The organism is Bifidobacterium sp. UBA744 (assembly GCA_002298605.1).
Taxonomy (GTDB): domain Bacteria; phylum Actinomycetota; class Actinomycetes; order Actinomycetales; family Bifidobacteriaceae; genus Bifidobacterium.
This window is the reverse complement of record DBKS01000010.1, coordinates 243-656: the sequence shown is the minus strand read 5'-3', so window position 1 is coordinate 656 and position 414 is coordinate 243. Positions and strand designations below refer to the sequence as shown.

Below are 414 nucleotides of genomic sequence, written 5' to 3'. Positions count from 1 at the left end.
ATACTGGTTCACCCGGTCGATCGGCATGGGATCGTCGTCGAAGTCAAAACACAACTGGTGGCACATGGCCGCCAGCTCACCGGTTTTGTCGCCCAGCACGCTCACCAGCTGCTGGGCCGCCATGGGCTCGCAGCGTCGCCCGTCCCGCTCGAAGCACTGGTAGACGAAATTGAGTTTGGCGTCGGCTTTCTTCAGATCGGGTACCGTTTCCTTGACGCCGCCGGCCTTGAGGATCTGGTCGACGATGCGTTTGCCTTTCACGCCGCCTTCATGCTGGCAGATCACGATGCTCGAGCCGCCCGGATCTCTGACGCACTGGCGGGCATAGGAGGCCAGGGCATCGCCGAGTTTCTCCCCGGCGTTCTGCAGGTTGTTGATCCGCACGACGGCCGTGTCGGACAGCAACGAGGGGCT

The 414-nt window shown here is 62.6% G+C and carries 1 pseudogene; it reads right to left on the bottom strand.

From position 1 onward, the window contains the following. Window positions 1-414 (bottom strand): annotated as a pseudogene (locus tag B2994_RS00805) (DNA polymerase III subunit delta); the annotation flags it as partial.